We start from the raw sequence: 19,608 nt of genomic DNA on the forward strand, positions 1-19,608 counted from the left end.
ACGGCCCCCGTCGGCCCGAACCGCCGGGAGTGCCGCTCACAGAAAGCAGAGCACCATGGACACCATGCTCGCCGGACGCTTCCACCTGGACAGCAAGAAGTTCGCCGTGGAAGAGGTCCCCGTCCCCGTGCCTGGCCCGGGCGAGGTCCTCATCGAGGTCAAGGCCGCAGGCGTCTGTCTCTCGGACGTCCACCTCCTGGACGGCTCCCTCGTCCCGTTGTTCGCCACCTCCGACACGGTCACCGTGGGCCACGAGATGGCCGGTGTGATCCACACTCTCGGCCCCGACCTCAAGCGCGGCCTGACCGTCGGTACCCGCGTCACCCTGGAGGCCGGCAAGACCTGCGGCCAGTGCGCCGGCTGCGTACGCCGCCGCCCCTGCACCCAGATGCTCACCGCCGGTATCGATTACGACGGCGGCTGGGCCCAGTACACCGTCGCCCGCGAGGACACCCTCATCCCCATCCCCGACAACCTTCCCTTCGACCAGGCCGCGATCATCCCCGACGCGGTCTCCACCCCCTACGCCGCCGTCGTCGCCACCGCGGGGGTGCGCCCCGCACAGTCCGTCGGAATCTGGGGTGTGGGCGGTGTCGGCGCCCACAACGTCCGCGTCGCCCGCCTGGCGGGCGCAGCGCCGATCATCGCCGTCGACCCGCTGCCCGGAGCTCGGGAGCGTGCCCTGGCCTTCGGTGCGGATTTCGCCCTGGACCCGGCCGCCTCCGACTTCGCCGACCAGGTCCGCGCGGCCACCGGCGGGCGGGGTCTGGACTTCGCCTTCGACTGCGCCGGCGTGCCGGCGGTCCGTGAGCAGGCCGCCACCGTGCTCGGCCTGAACGGCGTGCTCATCCTGGTCGGTATCAGCCCCAGGCCGATCACCATCAGCGAGGGCCTGACCTTCAACTATCTGGGCAAGCAGGTGCGCGGCCACTACGGCGGCACCCCCGAGTCCGTCACCGAGCTGGTCCGGCTGGCCGAGGTCGGTCGTCTCGACCTGGCCCCGTCCATCACCGACCACATCCCGCTCGCCGAAGCCGCCGACGCGGTCAACCGGCTGGAGAACAAGATCGGCGACCCGATCCGCCTCATCCTCGTCCCCTGACAACTGAAGAGAAAGCGGATCAAGACCACCCCGGGCAGGGGTGAGCGGGCGCCGGTGCTAGAGGGAGCACCGGCGCCCGCGGTTTCCCGGTGTTCCGGCGCGCCCAGGGCGCAGTCCGCCCAGACCGTCTTGCCGTGCCGGGCGTGACGTGTGCCCCCGTGCTCGGTGACTTGGGAGACCAGAAGCAGGCCGCGGCCGCCCTCGTCGTAGCCCCGGGCGCGGCGCTGGTGCGGGGCGGTGCTGCTGCCGTCGGAGACCTCGCAGAGGAGGGTGCGGGCGTGGATGAGACGCAGCTGGATGGGGGACCGGCCGTAGCGGATGGCGTTGGTGACGAGTTCGCTGACGACCAGTTCGGTGGTGAAGCCGAGTCCGTCCAGCCCCCAGGTGGTCAGCTGCCGGGAGGCGTTCGCCCTGGCTCGCGAGACGACGGCGGGATCGGCCTCCACGTCCCAGCCGGCGGATCGATCCGCCTTGGCTCGGTGTGGTGCTCGATGCCGAAGAGCAGGGCGACGACGTGCTCGGCGACGTTCTCCGCCGTCATCGGTGCGATGTCCGGTTCGTCCCACAGGTCGGGGACCTCGCGTCGAGACACTGCTTCACGTCGTGGATCAGCTCGTCCGCTCGCGGGCTGAGTTCATGCGCGGCGCGGGACAGGAGACTGTCCGCGGTGAAGTCCAGACCCACGACGTCACGCCGCCCTGGTGGGCGGCGAGGCCTCAGCCGGCCGCCTCCGGCTCAGCGGTGTCCGGGCAGCGGCCGCCGGGTCACCTGATGGGCGTCGTCCGGAGGGACGCCGAGCATGCGCAGGACCATCTCGGCCAGGTCGGAGGCGGCCTCGTCCCCGTCGAGCTCGGGGCGGGCCAGCCGCAGTGCCACCAGGGACATCAGGGTGCCGCCCAAGGCGGACAGGGCGGTCGTCGCGTTGCGGCAGGTGAAGCGGCCCGAGGCGATGCCGTTCTCCAGGTCGCGCAGGGCTCGCGGGGCGAGTCCGCGGTCGGAGTGGATGTAGGCCAGGCCGCGGTCACGCAGGATCCGCATGAGTTCGGGGTGGGAGTCGGCCATGCGGGCTGTGAGCCGGAAGCCCGCGGCGACGAGTTCGGCCGGGTCGTCGATCCCTTCTACGCGCTCGTCTATGACCTGCCCGAACTCGTCCAGGGCGTCTGTCACCGCGGCGTCGAACAGCTCGGTCTTCGACTCGAAGTGGTTGTAGAAGGAGCCGAATCCGACGTCCGCGCGCTCGGCGATGGCCTGGATGCTCGCGCTGGTGTCGCCGGTCTCGGCGAGGATCTGCCGGGCCGCGCGGACGAGCGCCTGACGGGTCTCGGCTCGGCGTCGCTCGAAGCGGTTCTTGGGCGGGGCTGACGTCGGCATACCGCGAGTGTAACAACCGCCGCGATGAGTCTGCCATTACTGATGAGGTTATCAATTATTTGGGTCCAGCCTATTGACGGTGAGGAACGGCAAAGTTGATGATTTCCTCATTACAGCAGTGTTGCTTGGAGGACACCATGTCCCACACCCCCGTTAACAAGGGCGTTCCCCAGACGCCCCACCAGGACCTCCACAGTGAGCAGGGCGCCCTGCGCGGCGAGCACCCCGGACGCTCCCGGAATCCCTTGATCAAGGTTGCGGATCTGGCCTGGCTCGAGTTCGAGAAGCCGGATCTGGACCGGGCCGAGGTCTTCGCCCGTGACTTCGGGTTCGCGATCGCCGCCCGCACCGAGGGGGAGCTGTGGCTGCGCGGCACTTTCGCGGGCTCACCGTGCATGGTCATCCGGCGGGGGCGGGCGTCCCGGTTCATCGGACCGGCGTTCCGCGCGGCCGAGCGGGCCGACCTGGACCGGCTGGCCCGGGCCACCGGCAGTACGGTCCGGGACATCGGCGTACCGGGCGGTGGGCAGTCGGTCGCCCTGCTCGATCCCTCGGGCCTGCCGGTCCGGGTGGTGCACTGCGCCGAGCAGCTGCCCGCGCTGCCCGAGCAGGAGCCGCTGATCCTCAACTTCGGTACCGATCACCGTCGTACGAACGCCACCCAGCGCCCGCCCCGCGAGCCGTCCCGTATCCAGCGGCTGGGCCATGTGGTGCTGGAAACGCGGGTGTTCGCCCGCACCCTGGACTGGTACCTGGACACCCTCGGGATGATCGTGTCCGACTTCCTGTTCCTGGACGGGCAGCGCGGGCGCGGGCCGACGATGACGTTCATCCGGTGCGACCAGGGGAGCGTGGCCGTCGATCATCACACGCTGGCCCTGCACCTCGGACCCGGAAGCGGCTACGTCCACTCGGCCTACCAGGTCACCGACCTCGACGCGATCGCCGCCGGCGGGGAATACCTGGCCGAGCGCGGCTACCAGCGCAGCTGGGGCATCGGCCGGCACATCCAGGGCAGCCAGCTGTTCGACTACTGGCGCGACCCCGACCACTTCATGCTGGAGCACTTCGCCGACGGCGACCTCTTCTCCTGCGACCTGGAGCCCGGCTGGGCACCGATGTCGGCGAGCGGCCTGGCCCAGTGGGGTCCGCCGGTCACCCGCGACTTCCTGGGCGCCACCCCTTCCCCCGCCAAGCTGCGCGAGGTCATGACGGCCCTGCGTGGCGACAACGAACTCGACCCGGCACGCCTGCTGGGCCTGATGAAAGCGATGAGCTCATGAGCACCAACGTTCTGCGGACCGCCGACGGCTGGTGGGTCGTCCGGGACGAACGCGCCGTTCGCGTCGAGACCAAGGCGGTCACCACCGCCGAACTGCTCGCCGACCGGGACGCGGTCCACGCGGCCGCCGCCTCCACCGAGAGTGGCACGCCCGTCGCCGACCTGGTGGTGCTGCCGCCGGTCACCACCCCGTGCCGGGTGGTCGCCCAGATGGTCAACTACCGCAGCCACGCCAAGGATTCGGGCTTCACCGGCGACATCCCGCCCACCTTCTTCCGCAAGGCGTCCGGCTCGGTCGGCGGCCCCCACGACGCGATCATCCGTCCCGCGCACGTGAAGTTCCTCGACTACGAGGTGGAACTCGGCCTCGTCATGGGCGCGGCCCTGCCCGTGGGCACCGTCGTCGAGGAGCAGGACCTGCCGCGCTACGTCGCCGGCCTTGTCCTGACCAACGACGTCAGCGCCCGCGATGTGCAGCTGACCAAGACCCAGTTCTACGAGAGCAAGTCCTATCCGACCTTCACACCGACGGGTCCGTACCTGGCTCTGCTGGAGCCCGAGGACTTCACCCATCTGCTGAACCTGCGGCTGCGGCTGTCGGTCAACGGCGTGTCACGCCAGGACCGCACGCTGGCCGACATGATCGTGCGGCCCGCACAGGCACTCACCCTGCTCGCCCGCTTCCAGACCCTCGACCCGGGCGACCTGCTGCTGACCGGCACTCCCGGCGGCACGGCCCTGAAGGCCCCGCCCAAGGCCGCCGAGAAGATCGCCGCGTTGCTGCCGCCCGCACTGAAGTGGAAGGCGTTCTTCAAGGGCCAGGCCAAGAACCCCAAGTACCTGCGCAACGGTGACCTCATCACCGCAACGATCGCCACCGCGGACGGACGGATCGACCTCGGCGAGCAGCGGACCCCCGTTACGGACGCGCCATGAAGGCTGCATCCCGGAAACCGGTGGTGATCATCGGTGCGGGACCCGTCGGGGTCACGGCCGCCCTGCTGCTCGCCCGGCACGGAGTGCCCAGCGTCGTACTGGAACGGCACCGGGACATCTACCCGTTGCCGCGCGCCGTCGTCGTGGACGACGAGATCCGCCGGATCCTGCAGAGCGCCGGGGTACACGAGGAGTTCGCCGCCCTCGCGCGACCGGCGCCCGGACTGCGGCTGCTGGACGACGGGCGCCGGGTGATCGCCGAATTCCCGCGGTCCACGCACGGCCACCACGGCTTCCCCCAGACCAGCATGTTCGACCAGCCCGAGCTGGAACGCCTGCTGCGTGACGCCTTGGCGCGTCGCCCTGAGTGCGAGCTGTGGAGTGGGGTGGAGGTCGTGTCCCTCACCCAGTCCGTCGCACGTGACACCGATGGACCGAACGATCCGACGGGTTCCGTCCGGGTCACTTTCCGTCGCGACGGCAGCGACGAGGAGGAGCACCTGTGGGCCGATGCCGTACTCGGCTGCGACGGTGCGGGCAGTCTCACCCGTGACGCCATCGGCGCCGTGTGGGAGGACCTGCACTTCGAGGAGAGCTGGCGGGTCATCGACGTGCGCACCAGCCGCCCTGTGCGCACCTGGGAAGGCGCCGAGCAGATCTGCTCGCCCACCCGGCCGGCCACCTTCATGCGCGTTGGCGAGGACCGTTACCGCTGGGAGTTCCGGCTGGCCGACGACCAGAACCTGGACGGGCCGGACGGATGGGAGCGCCTTCGCGAACTGGTCGCCCCCTGGGTGGACCTGCCGTCCGACGCCTCGCGGGGCGGTGACTTCGAGGTGATACGGCAGGCGCAGTACACGTTCCGGGCCCGTCTTGCCGACCGGTGGCGCAGGGGGCGGGTCTTCCTGCTGGGCGACGCCGCCCATCTCACCCCTCCCTTCGTGGGGCAGGGTCTGTGCGCGGGCCTGCGCGACGCCCAGAACCTCACCTGGAAGCTCGCCCGGGTGCTCCAACGGGGTGCAAACGAGGGGCTGCTGGACACCTACGAACGTGAACGCAAGCCGCACGCCCGCCATGTGATCCGGGTGGCGGTCGCCGTCGGCTGGGCCATGACCGGCGGACAGGACCGCGGCGCGGCGTTCCGCCGGGCGGTCGTGGGCACGGCCTGCCGGATCCCCGGTGTGACCGCGGCGGTGAGCCGTGACCTCAGTCCCGCACTGACAGCCGGTCCACTCGTACGGCGCCGGCCCAGACTGACCGGCCGCGTGCTGGCCGGCACCTTCTGCCCGCAGCCCTGGGTGCGGTACGACGGCCGGCGAGTGCGTCTCGACGACGTCCTCGGAGACTCCTTCGCCGTCCTCACCGCTGTGCCACCCACAGCGCAGATGACGGTCGTGGCCACGGCGCTGGGCGCCCCGACGATTCGCGTCGACGACCTGGGCGACGACGGCACCCTGGCCGGCTGGCTGGCCCGCGGCCGTGCCGACGCCGTCCTGCTGCGCCCCGACCGCGTCGTGATGGACACCGTCCCGGCCGGCGCCGGCGACTTCACGGACACCGTCGCCTGGGCCCCCCTGCTGCACACGGCCCGCCGAACCGCCGATGCCCGGCCCGCCTGACGAGGAGCACCACACCATGACCACCCCGCACCCCGAGCCGTATACGGAACCCTTCTTCACTCCCGACCCGAAGTCGGCCGCCCGTAGCCGCATCGCGGACTTCGCCCGATGGGCGGCCCGGCACCGGGGCGCCGAAGGGCTCCAGGACCCCACGGCCTACCGAGCCCTGCACCAGTGGTCCGTCACCGACCTCGAAGGATTCTGGGCCGCGGTGTGGGAGTACTTCGACGTCGACGCGACGACCGAGTACGAGCGGGTGCTGGACGAGGAGACCATGCCCGGCGCCCGCTGGTTCCCCGGCGCCACCCTCAACTACGTCCATCACGCGCTGCGCAACCTGCGGCCGGACGCTCCCGCGATCACCGCCCTGGACGAGACCGGGGCCGGCTACGAGATCACGGGCCGGGAACTGCGCGCCCGGGTCGCCTCCGTCGCCGCCGGCCTGCGCGACCTGGGCGTCGGACAGGGCGACCGGGTGGTGGGCTATCTGCCCAACACCCCCCACGCCGTCATCGCCTTCCTCGCCACCGCGAGCCTGGGCGCGGTGTGGTCGGTGTGCGGCCAGGACTACGCGCCCAGGGCCGCCGCCGACCGCTTCGCCCAGCTCGAACCCACGGTGCTCATCACCGCTGACGGCTACCTCTTCAACGGCACGGCCCACGACCGCCGCGCCGCCTCGCTCGAACTCGCCGCCGCCCTGCCGACGCTGAAGGCCACGGTGCTCGTGGACCACCTGGGCCTTGAGTGGCCCGAGGGCGGGGACTCGGGGCTGAGGGTTCTCTGGGAGGACGCGGTCAGCCGTGTCGAGTACCTCACCATCGCCCCGGTGCCGTTCGACCACCCCCTGTGGGTCGTCTTCTCCTCCGGCACCACCGGCCTGCCCAAGGGCATCGTCCACGGGCACGGCGGGGTCCTGCTCGAACACCTCAAGATGCTCGGCCTGCACACCGATCTGGGCACCGGGGACCGCCTGCTGTGGTACACCACCACCCACTGGATGATGTGGAACCTGGTCGTCTCCACCCTGCTGACCGGAGCCACCACCTGCACCTACGACGGCAGCCCGGTACCGCAGGCGCGTCCGGACGTCCTGTGGGAGCTGGCGGCCCGTCACAAGGTCACCGTCTTCGGCACCAGTCCCCAGTACCTGCTGGCCATGGCCAAGCTGGGCATCGAACCTTCCGTGCACGACCTGTCGGCCATCCGCGTCGTCGGCTGCACCGGCTCCGCTCTGCCCGCCTCCGCCTACCCCTGGGTCCGCGACCACGTGGGCGCCGGCGTCCAGTTGGCCTCCACCAGCGGCGGCACGGACATCGTCTCCGGCTTCGCCGGCAGCGCCTCCACGACCCCCGTCTGGGCGGGGGAGCTGTCCGCCCCCAGCCTCGGCGTGGCCCTGGCCGCCTACGACGCGACGGGCACCCCTGTCCTCGACCAGGTCGGTGAACTGGTCGTCACCCGGCCCATGCCGTCCATGCCGCTGTACTTCTGGAACGACCCCGACGGCAGCCGCTACCGAGACGCCTACTTCTGCGCCTACCCCGGCGCCTGGCGGCACGGCGACTGGATCACCCTCACCTCGCACGGCTCGGTGATCGTCCACGGCCGCTCCGACGCCACCCTCAACCGCAACGGCGTACGCCTGGGCAGTGCCGACATCCACGACGTCGTCGAACGCCTCCCGGAGATCACCGAGGCTCTCGTCATCGGCGCGGAGCAAGCCGACGGCGGCTACTGGATGCCGCTCTTCGTGGTCCTCGCCGACGGGGCCGACCTGGACGACTCCCTGCGCGAGAAGATCCGCGACGCCATCCGCACCGGCGCCTCACCCCGCCACGTCCCCGACGAGATCCTCGCCGTACCGGCCCTCCCGCACACGAAGACCGGCAAGAAGCTCGAGGTTCCCGTCAAGCGCCTCCTCCAGGGCGCCCCCGCCGAGCAGGTCCTGAACCCCGAGGCCGTCGACGATCCCGACCTGATCGCCTACTTCGCCCGCCTGGGCGCGGAGCGGAACAAGCGGTCAGCGCACACATGACGTCGGCCGGGGGACCCAGGCCCACGTGACAGCACCGGGTCCATGTGCCCTGCCCGGCTCCGCAGACCCCGTCCCCAGGGGGTGGTGCCGGGGCGGTCAGCCCGCCCCGGCACCACACACAACCGAAGCAAGAGAGAAATGATGAGCATGACCGACCGTGAACCGCTGGCCCTCGACGTCCTCGACGACGCCGGACGAAAGGTGTTGTTCACCGAGGCCCGCACCGCGAACACCTTCGCCGAGGTGGCCGTCGCCGACGACGAACTGGCCATGATCTGGGAACTCGCCCGCTGGTCGCCGAGCGCCGCCAACGGCCAGCCGCTGCGCGCGCTCTTCGTACGCACCCGCGAGGGCAAGGAGCGACTCGTCCGGCATCTCGACGAGGGCAACAGGGCCAAGACGCTCAGCGCGCCGGCCGTCGCGATCCTGGCGTACGACCTCGACTTCCACGAGCAGATGCCGACGGTCTTCCCGGCCCGCGGCGACATGCTGCGAGCGGCGTTCGCCGACCAGACCGACGCGCGCGCGAGCATGGCGGCCTACAACTCGGCACTGCAGACCGGAGTCTTCCTGCTCGCGGTCCGCGCGTCGGGCTTCGCGGCCGGTCCCATGGCGGGCTTCGACAAGGCCGGCGTGGACGAGGAGTTCTTCGCCGGTACCAGCTGGCGCTCGCAACTGGTGGTCAACATCGGTCACCCCGGTGCCGACCCGTGGTTCCCGCGGCTGCCCCGCGTGCCCGTCGAGGACGCCGTCGCCTGGGCCTGACGGCACTGCGGCCGCCTGGTGGGGGAGAGGCGCCATGCCATGGGCGCCGGTGCTCCGCTGAGCACCGGCGCCCATTTCTCACGCATCGCCCGCTGTCCGTAGGCCTGTTGCCCGGCGCCGGCCGGAATGCCGACAGGGGCAGGCAGGAGGGTGCCGTCGGGCTCCTCCTGCCTGCCTCCCGGGTGCGGTCAGAAGTCACCGATCCGGAGATCAGCGACCGCCTCCCTACCGTCGGCGGTTGTCACGGCGACGTGCACGGTCTGAGCCCACCCGTGCCGACGGCGCCGGGTTCGCCAGTTGTCGCGGGCTCAGTCGTTGTAGGACCGGTTCCAGTAGTCGTCGGACCTAGTCGAGTTGTCGTCGTGCCGGTCCCCGTCGCGGTCGTACCGGTTCGAGTCGTGGTCGTACCGGTTCCAGTAGTCGTCGGACCTACTCGAGTTGTCGTCGTGCCGGTCCCCGTCGCGGTCGTACCGGTTCGAGTCGCGGTCGTACCGGTCCCAGTAGTCGCGGTGGTTCCTGTCGTGCTTCCAGCAACGGTCCTCGTCGTCCCAGTAGTAGAAGTGACCGCGGCGGTCGTACCGGTCCGAGTCGGCGAAGCGGTCGCTGTGCTGTCGGGCGCGGTGTCCGTCCTGGCGGTAGTCCTCTGCGGTGGTGTGCCGGTAGGCGACACCGCGGTCTCCGCGGTGGTCGTCGGCCTCGACGCCGACGGCCGGGCGCTGCACGTGCGCAGACTCAGAGACCGCGGCTGAGGCGGTGCCCCCGGCGCCGAGAACGGCGCCACCCGCGACCGCGGCGGAGGCGGCAGCGAGAGAAATGCGCTTCGTGAGCTTCCTCATGGTTATCTCCTTCGTATGGGCGTCGTCCGCAAACCCGGCGACTTCTGTGCCGGTGATGCGGTGCGCCCGTCTATGTCGAAGCCGTATCGGCGAGTTCACCCCTCGTGAGGGCGTGGCCGGCGGCCATCAGTCGAAACGGAGGCCGCCGTTCCGGCGAGGCCCACCGCTACGTTCCATACGATGTATGGAAGTACAGTGATATCAGAGAATGTCCAGAAATGCCCAATGCGGTGCCCATGGCGCCGAGGAGTAACTCGCCGGATCCGGTTCCCTGATCGAGAGTCTGGTGGCGCAGGCCACTTTGGGACAGGTTGACTCATAGATGCTCTGTGAGTCAATCTGTCTCACATGAGGGGTCGTGAGAACACGGATCCCCTGACTGTCCGCAGCTGCCGCGGATGCCCTCGCATTCGCGCGCAAGGTCCCCAATGGAGGAAACCATGACCGCTACGACCACGAAGAAGGCGGGCAAGGGCGCCACCGACGGCGTCGTTTCCGAGATGGCCACGTACTTCCACGTCAAGCCGGGGCACGAGGCGGAGGTGGCGGCGGCCTGCCGGCGGATGTGTGACGCCCTGGCGCAGGGCCCCATGGCCGCCACCATCAAGACCGGTCTGCGTGACACCCGCCACGTGCTCTTCAACAACGGCACGGAGCTGCTGTGGGCCACCACCTTCGAGACCGAGTGGGAGCCCTACATCGACGACGCGTTCCTGACCGTCGGCTTCGAGCACTTCGTGGACTGGATGCAGCACACCGTCGAGTGGGACACCAAGATCGCCCCGTGGATCGAGAGGTCCGGCGGACTTGAGTCGCTCACCGGCGACAAGACCCGCGAGGGCTTCGAGGAGCACATCATCGCGAACATGGCCGGCATGAGGCAGATCCTGCAGGACGGGCAGCACAAGGCCGCCGCCTACTGGAACCCGGTCAGCTCCCTGACGATGTCCGAGATCACCAAGGCCCACCGCATCAACACCGCCTTCCAGCAGGTCCTGGACGACCCCGCCGCCGAGGAAGCCCTCCAGCACCCGGCCCTGCAGCCCCTCCTCGCCCAAGCCGCCAGCTGACCCACCCCACACCCTCGGAAGGGGCAACACCCCCGCCCCCTCCGCGACCTCGGTATGACACGACTCGAAGCGGTACGACCACGCCTCCATCCGGTCCACCGACGACCGAGGCCACGACGACTGGGTGAGACCAGGCGGCCACTGATCTGGGAATCAGCGACTCCTGACCGCGCCCGCGTGGCAGGTGGGAGGGGCCCGACGGCACCCTCCCGCCTGCCCCGTCGCGGTCCCCTTCACCGGGGCGGCCACGCCGTCCCGCAGCCGTACCTGATCTCTCCGGCCGTTGCTGTCCCTGCCTCTTTCCGCCATACCCCCGTCCGCCGCCTGGAGCGCTGTCCTCATGACACAGAACGCCATCGCCGCCGCTCGCGGCGCCGAGACCGCACCTGAGAATTCGTCTGTCGACCCGTCACGCCGGCGCCGCCGGTGGATTCTGATGGTCATTTCCCTTGCCCAACTGATGGGAGTCCTCGACGGCACCATCGTGAACATCGCGCTGCCGTCCGCCCAGCGCGACCTGGGCTTCTCGGACGCCGACCGGCAGTGGGTGGTCACCGCCTACGCCCTGGCCTTCGGCAGCCTGCTGCTGCTCGGCGGCCGGGTCGCAGACCTGGTCGGGCGGAAGGTGACCTTCTTGGTGGGCCTGACCGGCTTCGCGGCCGCGTCCATGTGGGGAGGCGCGGCGAACGGTTTCGGCATGCTCGTCACCGCGCGCGCGGTCCAGGGGCTGTTCGCCGCGCTACTGGCCCCGTCCGCGCTGTCGCTCCTGATGACCACCTTCACCGAACCGCGCGAGCGTGCGAAGGCCTTCACCGTGGCAGGCTCCGTCGCCGGAGCGGGTGGAGCCATCGGCCTGATCCTCGGCGGGTTGCTGACCGAGTACCTGGACTGGCGCTGGACCATGTACGTCAACGTGGTCTTCGCGGTGGTGGCGTTCGTCGGTGGTGCAGTCCTGCTGCGCCGCACCCCGCGAGACACGTCCTCGAAGCTCGACGTCCCCGGCACCCTGCTGGTCTCCGCCGGCCTGTTCTGCCTGGTCTACGGTTTCTCGAACGCCGAGACGCACGGCTGGGGTTCGGTGACGACCTGGGGCGTGCTGGTGGCCGGTGCCGTGCTGGTTGCACTCTTCGTCTGGCGACAGAGCAGGGCGGCGTATCCGCTGCTGCCCCTGCGGGTCCTGCTGGACCGTAACCGCGGCGCCTCCTTCGCCGCCCTCTTCGTCAGCGGCGCGGGCCTGTTCGGCGTGTTCCTGTTCCTGACCTACTACCTGCAGCAGAGCCTCGGTTACAGCGCACTGAAGACCGGCTTCGCCTTCCTGCCCATGATCGTGGCATCGTCGTCCGCCTCCGCCGTCGCCGCCAACGTCCTGGTGCCGCGCGTAGGCCCCAAGCCGGTGGTACCGGTGGGCATGGCCACAGCGGCCGCCGGACTGGTCTGGATGACCGTGCTGGACTCGAACAGCGGATACCTGACGCAGGTGGTGCCGCAGCTGGTGCTCGTCGGCATCGGGCTGGGCGCGGTCATCGCGCCCGCGATGAGCCTGGCCACCTCCGGCGTGGCCGAGGCTGACGCCGGCGCCGCGTCCGCCGCCGTCAACACCGTCCAGCAGGTCGGCGGGTCCATCGGTGTCGCCCTGCTCAGCACGATGGCCTCCGAAGCCGTCACCGATTACCTCTCCGGCCGCAACCCCAAGGACCCCGGCGTCCTGGCCCAGGCCGGCCTCGAGGGCTACTCCACCGCCTACTGGTGGTCGGCGGCCATCTTCGTCATCGGCCTGGGCGTGACCGCCCTGCTCTACCGCCGCGGCGTGCCGCGGCAGGACGAGAACGCCGCGCCCGTCCTTCACATGTGACCGACGAACTGGGCGGTCCGGGAGAGGCGCGGCCCGGGCTGCAGTCACCTGCTCCGACAGCTGCCGTGCACGAATAATCCAGAGGGGGAAGTGTCCGGGTACCTTTGACGGGCGGCGCCGGGGGAGTCGTGCGGATTCTCTGAGGAGCGCCGCCCCTTTTTGAGACAGAATGTCCCATAGTAGGCTGTGCACCGCACTGTCTCACGGAAGGGGTCGACGAGGTGGAAGACAGAACCGATCCGCGCCTGTTGCGCAGCCGTGAGGCCATGGTCGCGGCGGCCACGGCATTGCTCACGGAGGGCGGGCTGGAGGCCGTGACGCATCAGGCGGTGGCCACCCGTGCCGGCGTCGGGAGAGCCACCGTCTATCGGCACTGGCCCGGTCTTCTCGACCTCCGCCTCGCCGCACTGGAAGCCGGCATGCCGCCTCTGCCTCCGATGCCTGAGGAACTTCGGGCCGCGTCGGGCAATGATCCGCGAGCGGAGCTCGTTCACCGTCTGAGTGTGCTTGCCGAGCGGTGGGACGACGAGCAGGCCGGCGCCGTCCTTGCTGCGATCCTCGGCGGTTCGCGGCACGACGAAGGCATGCGCCGCCTCCGGGAGTCGCTGCTGAACCAGATCGCCGACGCTCTGCGTCCCGCTGTCGCCGCGGCCGTGGAACGCGGCCAACTCCGGCCCGACGTCACCCCCGAAACCTTCGCCATGGCCACCGCGGGCCCCCTGTTCTTCGAGCGCTTTCTCGCCGGGAACCGCCTGGGGCGTGACACCGTGAACGTCGTCGTCGATGCCGCCATGCGGGGCTGGTCCTAGCATTCGTCGAGTCCCCGGCGCGGCCGAACGTCCGCCGCTGGGCCGGGGCTGATCGAGGCGGCAGTCCTTCGCTCCGGTGAACAGTTGCGAGGCCCTGTAACCGTTGTGGTGCCGCCGATCCGATCCGATCACCGTGCACCTGTGAACTGAACCGGTGTGACGCAGGCCACTTTGAGACAAGTTGACTCATAGATGCTCTGTGAGTCAATCTGTCTCACATGAGGGGTCGTGAGAACACGGATCCCCTGACTGTCCGCAGCTGCCGCGGATGCCCTCGCATTCGCGCGCAAGGTCCCCAATGGAGGAAACCATGACCGCTACGACCACGAAGAAGGCGGGCAAGGGCGCCACCGACGGCGTCGTTTCCGAGATGGCCACGTACTTCCACGTCAAGCCGGGGCACGAGGCGGAGGTGGCGGCGGCCTGCCGGCGGATGTGTGACGCCCTGGCGCAGGGCCCCATGGCCGCCACCATCAAGACCGGTCTGCGTGACACCCGCCACGTGCTCTTCAACAACGGCACGGAGCTGCTGTGGGCCACCACCTTCGAGACCGAGTGGGAGCCCTACATCGACGACGCGTTCCTGACCGTCGGCTTCGAGCACTTCGTGGACTGGATGCAGCACACCGTCGAGTGGGACACCAAGATCGCCCCGTGGATCGAGAGGTCCGGCGGACTTGAGTCGCTCACCGGCGACAAGACCCGCGAGGGCTTCGAGGAGCACATCATCGCGAACATGGCCGGCATGAGGCAGATCCTGCAGGACGGGCAGCACAAGGCCGCCGCCTACTGGAACCCGGTCAGCTCCCTGACGATGTCCGAGATCACCAAGGCCCACCGCATCAACACCGCCTTCCAGCAGGTCCTGGACGACCCCGCCGCCGAGGAAGCCCTCCAGCACCCGGCCCTGCAGCCCCTCCTCGCCCAAGCCGCCAGCTGACCCACCCCACACCCCCGGAGGGGGCAACACCCCCGCCCCCTCCGCGACCCGCGTGACGACTCCGTCCGCGCAAGACAGTTGGAAGGCATCATGAGCATCGAGAAGGGCAACGCCCTGGAGCTCGACGACATCCAGGCCGCCGCTCTGGAGCCGCGGCCGACGCCCTACGCGGGCGCCTATCTCGCGCTGCGCGTCGACGACCGGCGGCAGGGGCGCGAACTACTGCGGCGGCTCACCCCGGCCCTCGACTCGGTCGCTTCGTTCGACCCCAGGCGTCAGGTCTCACTGGCGGTGGCGCTCAGCTTCCAGGGCCTGAAGTCCTTGGGGGTGCCCGAGGAGTCGCTGGCCGGCTTCCCGGAGGAGTTCCGGGAGGGCATGGCCGCGCGTGCGGAGTACATCGGGGACGTCGGCGAAAACGCGCCGGAGAACTGGGAAGGCCCGCTCGGTTCGAAGGACGTGCACATCGTCCTGACCGGACTCGCCCCGGACACCGCCCGCCTGGAGACGGTGGTCCTCCTGATCCGCGACGCCCTGCGCGATCTGCCCGGCGTCGTCGCCGTCTGGCAGCAGGACGTACACATCGGACCGGACGAGAAGGAACCGTTCGGGTTCCGGGACGGCATCGGTCAGCCGGCGATCGAGGGTACGGGCATCCTCGGCACCAATCCGTACGAAGAGCCGCTCAGGGCAGGCGAGTTCATCACCGGATACAAGAACGAGACCCACGGCATCACACCCGTTCCGCAGCCCGAGGTGCTCGGACGCAACGGAACGTACGTGGCCTTCCGCAAGCTGCACACGCGAGTGGCCGACTTCCGTACGTACCTCCACGAGCGCGCCGCCGACCCCGCCGACGAGGAGTTGCTGGCGGCCAAGTTCATCGGCCGATGGCCCAGTGGCGCCCCGCTCGCACTGACGCCGGACAAGGACGATCCGGAACTCGGTGCCGATCCCGAGCGCAACAACGCGTACCTGTACGGCGACGACCCGGAGGGGCTCAAGTGCCCCGTGGGCGCCCACGCCCGGCGCATGAACCCGCGGGACGCCGTCGTCACCGGTGAGGTGCGCCTGCACCGCATGATCCGGCGCGGTACCACCTATGGTCCGCCGCTTCCCAAGGGCGTGCTGGAGGACGACGGCGCCGACCGCGGCATCATGTTCGCCTTTGTCGGAGCGCACCTGGACCGGCAGTTCGAGTTCGTCCAGCGGCAGTGGGTGAACGACGGCAAGTTCATCGGGGCGCCTGCGGAAAAGGACCCGCTGATCGGCACGAACGACGACGGCGGGTTCACCGTCCCACGCAAACCGATCCGCCGCCGCTTCAAAGGGCTACCGCCGTTCGTCGTCAACCGGGGTGGCGAGTACTGCTTCATGCCCGGACTGTCGGCGCTGCGCTGGATCGCCGACCTCGACACATGACCTCTCTCACAAGCAACACGACAAGGAGCGTTTCTCATGGCTGACCACTTCTCCGGACCGCGTGCCATCGCGGACCCCGCGTCCGACATCTGCGACGTGTACGCCTTCCCGAGCCCGGAGCGGCCGGGAAACCTGGTGCTCGTCCTCAACGTGCTCCCGGCCTCGGCCCCTACGGCCCTGTTCTCCGACGTGATCACGCACCGTTTCCGCGTCCGGCCGGTCGCGTCCGTGAGCGAGGGAGCCGCCGCGACGTTCCATGTCGGCGAGGACGAGTACGTCTTCGACTTCACCTTCGACGCCCCCCAGCAGGTCGGCGGCACGGACACCCTGGTCCAGGCGGGCACGTGCCAGGCACCCGGCGGCCGGAAGGTCTCCTTCCAGGTCGGCAACGAGGTGCCCACCGAGGCGGAGGGACTGAAGATCTTCGCCGGTTCGCGGCTCGACCCGTTCTTCATCGACTTCGTGGGTGTGATCGCCACCGAGGCGACGGGGAAGCTCGCCTTCACGTCTGACGCCGGCAACGTTCTGGAGGGCCTGAACACGCTGAGCATCGTGCTCGAGATCGACACCGCGGTGCTCGGCCCGGCCGCAGGCCCGCTGGTGGCGGTCGTCGGCGAGACACTGACTTCCGGTGGTGGACGCCCGGTCCGGCTGGAGCGCATGGGCCGGCCGGAGATCAAGAACGTGATCATGTCGCCCAAGAAGTTCGACACCGTCAACAGCGATCTGGAGATCCGCGACCTCTTCAACGAGGAGGACGCCTTCAGCATGCGGCCCGACTACGCGGGCGCCTACCGATCGCGGCTCAATGCCAACCTGGCCTTCTACGACGGCCTGGACGGCAAGACCGCCTGGCCGCTGGACGAGCAGGGTGCTCACCCGTTGACCGAACTGCTGCTGGCGGACTTCCTCGTCGTCGACCTGTCCAAACCCTTCTCCGAGGACGGCTGTTTCGAGATCGAGACCGCCCTGCTCGCCGGCCGCCCGCACACGACCTGCGGCGGCCGGTGGCTCAACGACGACATCGTGGACACTCTCTACACGCTGGTGGTGGGCGGCATCGGCGGCGAACGCATCAGTGACGGCGTCGACCAGCCGACCAAGCCGGCCACGCAGACCTTCCCCTACCTCAACGCTCCCAACGGGACCCCGCCGGACCTGGGCGCCCGTCTGGCCGCGCTGGCGCCGCCCCCCGGGGAAGCGGCATGACCGGGGCGTCTCCCCAGGAGTGCGAGCCGCTCACCACGAACGGCACCATCGCCGTAACGAATCTGCACGGACAGATCGACGGCCTGGCCGTACAGCTCAGCCGTGCGGGTGCCGGGGAGAAGCCGGGGGCTTCGTCGGCGGTGGCGCAAGGGGCGGCCCTGATCGACCTGCTCAACCTCCGAGGCCACATCCTGGCCCGCGTCGCCGACTACGAACGGGCTGCGGAACTCGCTGAGGGGCTCGTACGCGGCGCACCCGAGGACGGCACCGCCCTGCTCGCCCGCGCCAGGACGCGGGCGACCCTGCACCGCTTCGCCGAGGCCGTTGCCGACCTCGGCGAAGCCGGCCGGAGGGGCGTGGACGAGGCCACGCTGGACGCGGAACGAGCGGTCGTCCTGCAGGCCCTCGGCTGCTACGCGGATGCCATGGCTCTGATCCGCGAATCGGCGGATCGGCAGAGCGACTTCACGACGCTCGGCGCGCTCGCCGTGCTCCAGGCGGAGCGCAGGGAGGTCACCGAGGCGGACCGGCTGTTCGGCGAGGCACGGCGTCACTATCGGGGGACCTCGCCGTTTCCGCTCGCCCAGTTGGACTTCCGGCGCGGTGTGATGTGGCACCGCGAGGGCGATCTCGATGCGGCGCGCTCGTGCTACGAGGCCGCCCGGCGCCGGGTGCCCGACTACGCGCCGGCGCAGGGCCACCTGGCCGAGATCGAGCTGCTGCGTGGAGACCCTCAGGCCGCCGTCGCCCTCCTGCGTCCCCTCACCTGGGCCAGCGACGACCCCGAGTACAGCGGCCACCTCGCAGCCGCGTTGGACGCGTGCGACAGGTTCCACGAGGCGAACCAGTGGCGCGAGCGCGCGGCGGCGGGTTACGAGGAACTGGTGCTGCGTCACCCGGAGGCCTACGCCGACCACGCGGCCGACTTCTGGCTCACGGTGGGGGCCGATGTCGAGCGGGGGCTCGAACTGGCGCTGCAGAACCTCGCGTTCCGCCAGACAGCCCGAGCCCACGCCCTGTTCCAGCGCGCTGTCCTGGCGCAGAACCGAATGTCACAGGCTGCCCCGTAGCCGCCGGGCGGCGATGCCGGCGCTACGGAGCACCGACGGGGTCGGCCGGACGGACCGGCCTGCCGTTCGGCCGGCCCCGCACCAGCCCGCCGGGGCACATGCGACCCGGCCTCTTACCGACTGGGCCCCCTGGCAGCGCCCCTCACCCCTCTTTGGTCCCACGGACCGTGCAGTACTCCACATCAGCAACCACTACCCGGGAAGGCCCACAACGATGGACACCATGCTGGCAGGACGCGTCCACCTGGACACGAAGAAGTTCGTCATGGAGGAGATCCCGGTCCCCGTGCCCGGACCGGGCGAAGTACTGATCGAAGTGAAGGCGGCGGGCGTGTGCCTCTCCGACCTCCACCTCATCGACGGCAGCATCACGCCGCTGCACTTGAACTCCGACGTGCTCACCCTCGGGCACGAGATCTCCGGCGTCGTCCATTCCCTGGGCCCCGGCCTCAAGCGCGACCTGGCCGTCGGCACCCGGGTCGCCCTGCAGGCGGGTCAGCCCTGCGGCGAGTGCGCCCGCTGTGTCAGCGGCGGCACGTGCGTGTCGTTCCGCGGCCGCGGCGTCGACTACGACGGTGGCTGGTCCCAGTACACGGTCGCCCGTGAGGACACCGTCGTCCCCATCCCCGACACCCTTCCCTTCGACCAGGCGGCGATCATCCCCGACGCCGTTTCCACCTCGTACGCGGCCCTGGTCGACACCGTGCAGGTGCGTTCCGCGCAGGCCGTGGGCATCTGGGGAGTGGGCGGGGTGGGGGCCCATGCTGTCCGGCTGGCCCGCATGATGGGTGCCACGCCGATCATCGCCGTCGACCCGCTGCCCAACGCGCGTGCGCGAGCCCTCGCGTTCGGCGCCGATATCGCCCTCGACCCGGCCGACCCCGGTTTCGAGGAATCCGTGCTGCGGGCCACCGACGGCCTGGGCCTGGACCACGCCTTCGACTTCGCGGGCGTTCCCCGGGTCCGGGAGCAGGCGTCGCCTCTCCTCGGCAACCACGGTGCGCTCGTCCTGGTGGGTATCACGACCGAGCCGCTGAAGATCTCGGAGAAGATGACCTTCAACCTGAAGAACAAGAAGGTGTTCGGACACTACGGATCCTCGTTCGATCACGTCTACGAGCTGATCCGGTTGGCCGGCAGCGGCCGTCTCGACCTGGCTCCGTCCATCACCGACCACATCTCCCTGGCCGACGCCCCCGAGGCGATCCACCGCCTGGAGAACAAGATCGGCGATCCGATCCGCCTCATCCTCGTTCCCTGAGGAGTCGACCGACGGCGATGGGCCGCCCCCGGCGA

At 70.0% G+C, this 19,608-nt stretch carries 16 protein-coding genes and 1 pseudogene; 14 read left to right on the plus strand and 3 right to left on the minus strand.

Annotation, left to right across the window (positions count from 1 at the left end; translation table 11 throughout):
- The first annotated feature begins 55 nt into the window (after window positions 1-55).
- The gene (locus tag ACZ4N4_RS31195; RefSeq protein ID WP_351704445.1) at window positions 56-1,102 is read left to right on the plus strand and encodes a zinc-binding dehydrogenase; all 1,047 of its coding nucleotides are present in this window, start codon (window positions 56-58) and stop codon (window positions 1,100-1,102) included.
- Window positions 1,103-1,206: 104 nt separating this feature from the next.
- On the opposite strand, the pseudogene ACZ4N4_RS31200 reads toward ACZ4N4_RS31195, so the two are convergent.
- A pseudogene (locus ACZ4N4_RS31200) lies at window positions 1,207-1,563 on the minus strand (ATP-binding protein); the annotation flags it as partial.
- A gap of 274 nt (window positions 1,564-1,837) precedes the next feature.
- On the minus strand, window positions 1,838-2,473 hold the full coding sequence (locus tag ACZ4N4_RS31205; RefSeq protein WP_467595032.1) for a TetR/AcrR family transcriptional regulator: 636 nt from the start codon (window positions 2,471-2,473) through the stop codon (window positions 1,838-1,840).
- Window positions 2,474-2,610: 137 nt separating this feature from the next.
- On the opposite strand from ACZ4N4_RS31205, the gene ACZ4N4_RS31210 reads away from it, so the two are divergent.
- The 5 genes from ACZ4N4_RS31210 (at window position 2,611) to ACZ4N4_RS31230 (ending at window position 9,107) form a co-directional block, all read left to right on the plus strand.
- On the plus strand, window positions 2,611-3,756 hold the full coding sequence (locus tag ACZ4N4_RS31210; RefSeq protein ID WP_453580269.1) for a VOC family protein: 1,146 nt from the start codon (window positions 2,611-2,613) through the stop codon (window positions 3,754-3,756).
- A complete protein-coding gene (locus ACZ4N4_RS31215) occupies window positions 3,753-4,691 on the plus strand; it encodes a fumarylacetoacetate hydrolase family protein (RefSeq protein ID WP_453580266.1) in 939 nt (312 codons plus the stop codon). The genes ACZ4N4_RS31210 and ACZ4N4_RS31215 overlap by 4 nt, the downstream gene beginning before the upstream one ends.
- On the plus strand, window positions 4,688-6,310 hold the full coding sequence (mhpA, locus tag ACZ4N4_RS31220; RefSeq protein WP_453580264.1) for a bifunctional 3-(3-hydroxy-phenyl)propionate/3-hydroxycinnamic acid hydroxylase MhpA: 1,623 nt from the start codon (window positions 4,688-4,690) through the stop codon (window positions 6,308-6,310). The genes ACZ4N4_RS31215 and mhpA overlap by 4 nt, the downstream gene beginning before the upstream one ends.
- A 16-nt stretch (window positions 6,311-6,326) precedes the next feature.
- A complete protein-coding gene (locus ACZ4N4_RS31225; protein ID WP_467595035.1) occupies window positions 6,327-8,342 on the plus strand; it encodes an acetoacetate--CoA ligase in 2,016 nt (671 codons plus the stop codon).
- A 147-nt stretch (window positions 8,343-8,489) separates the two neighbouring features.
- A complete protein-coding gene (locus ACZ4N4_RS31230) occupies window positions 8,490-9,107 on the plus strand; it encodes a malonic semialdehyde reductase (protein WP_453580262.1) in 618 nt (205 codons plus the stop codon).
- 308 nt (window positions 9,108-9,415) lie between these two features.
- Here the strand turns inward: ACZ4N4_RS31230 and ACZ4N4_RS31235 are convergent, their stop codons facing one another.
- Window positions 9,416-9,943, minus strand: a complete 528-nt coding sequence (locus tag ACZ4N4_RS31235) for a hypothetical protein (protein WP_467595038.1) — start codon at window positions 9,941-9,943, stop codon at window positions 9,416-9,418.
- Window positions 9,944-10,383: 440 nt separating this feature from the next.
- On the opposite strand from ACZ4N4_RS31235, the gene ACZ4N4_RS31240 reads away from it, so the two are divergent.
- From ACZ4N4_RS31240 to ACZ4N4_RS31275, 8 genes are all read left to right on the plus strand, one after another.
- On the plus strand, window positions 10,384-11,013 hold the full coding sequence (locus ACZ4N4_RS31240; RefSeq protein WP_467595041.1) for a hypothetical protein: 630 nt from the start codon (window positions 10,384-10,386) through the stop codon (window positions 11,011-11,013).
- Between the two features lie 340 nt (window positions 11,014-11,353).
- A complete protein-coding gene (locus ACZ4N4_RS31245) occupies window positions 11,354-12,865 on the plus strand; it encodes an MFS transporter (RefSeq protein ID WP_467595044.1) in 1,512 nt (503 codons plus the stop codon).
- A gap of 221 nt (window positions 12,866-13,086) precedes the next feature.
- Entirely contained in the window at window positions 13,087-13,674 is a 588-nt protein-coding gene (locus ACZ4N4_RS31250) for a TetR/AcrR family transcriptional regulator (protein WP_467595047.1), read from the plus strand.
- Between the two features lie 310 nt (window positions 13,675-13,984).
- Window positions 13,985-14,614 carry a hypothetical protein gene (locus ACZ4N4_RS31255; RefSeq protein WP_467595041.1) on the plus strand — a complete coding sequence of 210 codons (630 nt, stop codon included), beginning with the start codon at window positions 13,985-13,987 and terminating at the stop codon, window positions 14,612-14,614.
- Window positions 14,615-14,704: 90 nt separating this feature from the next.
- Window positions 14,705-16,033 carry a Dyp-type peroxidase gene (locus tag ACZ4N4_RS31260; RefSeq protein WP_467595050.1) on the plus strand — a complete coding sequence of 443 codons (1,329 nt, stop codon included), beginning with the start codon at window positions 14,705-14,707 and terminating at the stop codon, window positions 16,031-16,033.
- Window positions 16,034-16,069: 36 nt separating this feature from the next.
- On the plus strand, window positions 16,070-17,242 hold the full coding sequence (locus ACZ4N4_RS31265) for a DUF4331 family protein (protein WP_467595052.1): 1,173 nt from the start codon (window positions 16,070-16,072) through the stop codon (window positions 17,240-17,242).
- Window positions 17,239-18,312 carry a tetratricopeptide repeat protein gene (locus tag ACZ4N4_RS31270; RefSeq protein ID WP_467595055.1) on the plus strand — a complete coding sequence of 358 codons (1,074 nt, stop codon included), beginning with the start codon at window positions 17,239-17,241 and terminating at the stop codon, window positions 18,310-18,312. Before ACZ4N4_RS31265 ends, ACZ4N4_RS31270 begins: the two co-directional genes overlap by 4 nt.
- Window positions 18,313-18,526: 214 nt before the next feature.
- Window positions 18,527-19,573: a zinc-binding dehydrogenase gene (locus ACZ4N4_RS31275; protein ID WP_453575562.1), complete on the plus strand. Its 1,047-nt coding sequence runs from the start codon at window positions 18,527-18,529 to the stop codon at window positions 19,571-19,573.
- Window positions 19,574-19,608: the final 35 nt, after the last annotated feature.

This window comes from Streptomyces sp. NPDC026538 (assembly GCF_055567535.1).

Bases quoted from the DNA above. Each gene is read 5' to 3' on its own strand.
- ACZ4N4_RS31205 (WP_467595032.1), bottom strand. From the start codon at position 2,473: ATGCCGACGTCAGCCCCGCCCAAGAACCGCTTCGAGCGACGCCGAGCC.
- ACZ4N4_RS31215 (WP_453580266.1), top strand. From the start codon at position 3,753: ATGAGCACCAACGTTCTGCGGACCGCCGACGGCTGGTGGGTCGTCCGG.
- ACZ4N4_RS31210 (WP_453580269.1), top strand. From the start codon at position 2,611: ATGTCCCACACCCCCGTTAACAAGGGCGTTCCCCAGACGCCCCACCAG.
- ACZ4N4_RS31235 (WP_467595038.1), bottom strand. From the start codon at position 9,943: ATGAGGAAGCTCACGAAGCGCATTTCTCTCGCTGCCGCCTCCGCCGCG.
- ACZ4N4_RS31195 (WP_351704445.1), top strand. From the start codon at position 56: ATGGACACCATGCTCGCCGGACGCTTCCACCTGGACAGCAAGAAGTTC.
- ACZ4N4_RS31245 (WP_467595044.1), top strand. From the start codon at position 11,354: ATGACACAGAACGCCATCGCCGCCGCTCGCGGCGCCGAGACCGCACCT.
- ACZ4N4_RS31265 (WP_467595052.1), top strand. From the start codon at position 16,070: ATGGCTGACCACTTCTCCGGACCGCGTGCCATCGCGGACCCCGCGTCC.
- ACZ4N4_RS31240 (WP_467595041.1), top strand. From the start codon at position 10,384: ATGACCGCTACGACCACGAAGAAGGCGGGCAAGGGCGCCACCGACGGC.
- mhpA (WP_453580264.1), top strand. From the start codon at position 4,688: ATGAAGGCTGCATCCCGGAAACCGGTGGTGATCATCGGTGCGGGACCC.
- ACZ4N4_RS31260 (WP_467595050.1), top strand. From the start codon at position 14,705: ATGAGCATCGAGAAGGGCAACGCCCTGGAGCTCGACGACATCCAGGCC.
- ACZ4N4_RS31225 (WP_467595035.1), top strand. From the start codon at position 6,327: ATGACCACCCCGCACCCCGAGCCGTATACGGAACCCTTCTTCACTCCC.
- ACZ4N4_RS31255 (WP_467595041.1), top strand. From the start codon at position 13,985: ATGACCGCTACGACCACGAAGAAGGCGGGCAAGGGCGCCACCGACGGC.
- ACZ4N4_RS31230 (WP_453580262.1), top strand. From the start codon at position 8,490: ATGACCGACCGTGAACCGCTGGCCCTCGACGTCCTCGACGACGCCGGA.
- ACZ4N4_RS31270 (WP_467595055.1), top strand. From the start codon at position 17,239: ATGACCGGGGCGTCTCCCCAGGAGTGCGAGCCGCTCACCACGAACGGC.
- ACZ4N4_RS31275 (WP_453575562.1), top strand. From the start codon at position 18,527: ATGGACACCATGCTGGCAGGACGCGTCCACCTGGACACGAAGAAGTTC.